The sequence below is a fragment of the Streptomyces sp. NPDC056527 genome, from assembly GCF_042794475.1.
GTDB lineage: Bacteria > Actinomycetota > Actinomycetes > Streptomycetales > Streptomycetaceae > Streptomyces.
The window spans coordinates 1-1,955 of record NZ_JBHTTQ010000231.1; the positions used below are offsets into that span (position 1 = coordinate 1).

At 68.5% G+C, this 1,955-nt stretch carries 1 protein-coding gene and 1 pseudogene; both read right to left on the reverse strand.

Translation table 11 applies throughout. The annotated features are described in order from the left end of the window. Window positions 1–42 precede the first annotated feature (42 nt). Window positions 43–789, reverse strand: coding sequence for an IS21-like element helper ATPase IstB (gene istB, locus ACFQ7Q_RS38085; RefSeq protein WP_383563852.1), 747 nt, complete (start codon window positions 787–789; stop codon window positions 43–45). Between the two features lie 47 nt (window positions 790–836). After that, window positions 837–1,955: pseudogene (locus ACFQ7Q_RS38090) on the reverse strand (IS21 family transposase); the annotation flags it as partial.

Genomic DNA, 1,955 nt, shown 5'->3' on the forward strand with positions numbered 1-1,955 from the left:
GCCCGGAGGGCGGCGGGCCGTCGAGGTAGGTAGCGGCAGGGATCAGCCGGCCTTGGCTGCCTCCTCGGCGCGGGCTCGGGTGCTGGCGAGGCGGTAGGAGTCGGTGCCGGTCTCGATGATGGTGCCGTTGAAGGTGAGGCGGTCGACGATGGCCGCGCAGAGGCGGGGGTCGGTGAACGTCTCGGTCCAGCCGCCGAACGACTCGTTGGAGGCGATGGCCACGCTGTTCTTCTCTTCGCGTTCGGTCAGGACCTGGAAGAGGAGTTCGGCGCCGCGGCGGTCGAGTTCCATGTAGCCGAGTTCGTCGATGCAGAGCAGGTCGACGCGGCCGTAGCGGGCGATCGTCTTGGGGAGCTGCTCCTCATCGGCGGCCTCGACCAGCTCATTCACCAGCTTCGTCGCCAGCACGTACTTGACCCGGTAGCCGGCCATCGCCGCCTCGGTCCCCAGCGCGATCAGCATGTGCGACTTGCCCGTCCCGGAGTCGCCGATCAGGCAGAGCGGCTGGCTCTTCTTGATCCATTCGCAGCTGGCGAGAGTGTGGATGGTGGCCGCGTCGATGTTCGGGTTCGCGTCGAAGTCGAAGGTCCGCAGGGACTTGTCCCGCGGGAATCCGGCGGCTTTGATCCGGCGCTCGGAACGGCGCCTGGATCGGTCGTCGCACTCGGCCATCAGCAGCTCGGCGAGGAAGCCGCGGTAGGTCATCTGGTCCTTCAGCGCCCGGTCGGCGATGTCGGAGAACTCGTTCCTGATCGACGGCAGCCGCAACAGGCGGCAGGCGGTGTCGATGGCCGTGGTGGCGGCCTACTCGGTCAGTCCTCGCTGGCGGGGCAGGGTCACTGTGCTTCTCCCTCGCGGTGTTCACCGCCGCTGGCGCGACGGCGTCGGAGCAGTTGGTCGTAGTGGGTCACCGAGGGCAGCGGCCTGGTGTCCGGGGGAAGATGCGCGAGCCGCCATTCGTGCAGAAACGTCACGGTCGCCCCTGCGGCACCGGCCGGCGAAGGATTCCCGGCGGGTTCGTCTTCGGCCTGGGCGATCTTGCGGGCTTCGAGGGCGACCGCGTCCGCGGTCAGTGCCCCGGCCCGCAGAGCCGCCGCGAGGCCGGCGACGAGGTGCTCGTGCGAGATGTGCCGGGCCAGCAGCAGAACCTCGATCAGGGCCCGTGTGCCGGCGGTGTCGCCGTGGGCCTTCACCGCTGCGGCCCACCAGGCGTCGTGGACCGGGGTGAACTTGCCTGCAGAGCGGGCCTGTTCGAGTGCGGTGGCGCCGGGGAACGCGCCAGGCTTGCGGATCAGGGCCTCCAGGTAGTGGTCCAGATCCAGGCGGCAGCCGCCTTTCGCGATCAGACGCTCGTGCCGGGCCACTTCCACGATACGGTCGTAAACCACCAGGTGAGAGGCGTGCAGCACGACCCGGACCCGCTTGCCGATCAGCCGGACCGGCACCGAGTAGCGGTTCGTGCGGACCGCGATCTGGCTGTAGCGGTCGACCCTCGGAGTGAACAGCCGACCTGTCTCGAATGGTTCCTCGGGCAGCGGCATCAGCAGTGGCCGCTCGACCTCGAAGTACTCGTCGATCGTCCTCGGCCGCGAACCGATCCGGCGCCGTCCGTCGTGAAGATCCCACTGGTCAACGAGTTCGTTCAGCTCGGCCAGAGAGTCGACCTCGGGCACCGGGGTGAAGTGGTTGCGGCGGAAGTAGCCGATCTGCCCCTCCACTCCGCCCTTCTCGTGGGCGCCCTCGATACCGGGCCGGCAGTAGAAGCTCTCGATCCCGAAGTGCGCCCTGAACGCGATCCACCGGTCGGCCTCCACCCTTGCCCGGCTCAGCCCCAGCACCCGGGCGACGGCGGCCTTCAGATTGATGCCCCTATGGATGTCAAGCGGCGACGCTGGCGGGTCCTGTCTGGTCAGCCGGAGTGTTCGCTGGGACGAGAAGTCGGTAGATCTCTCGTG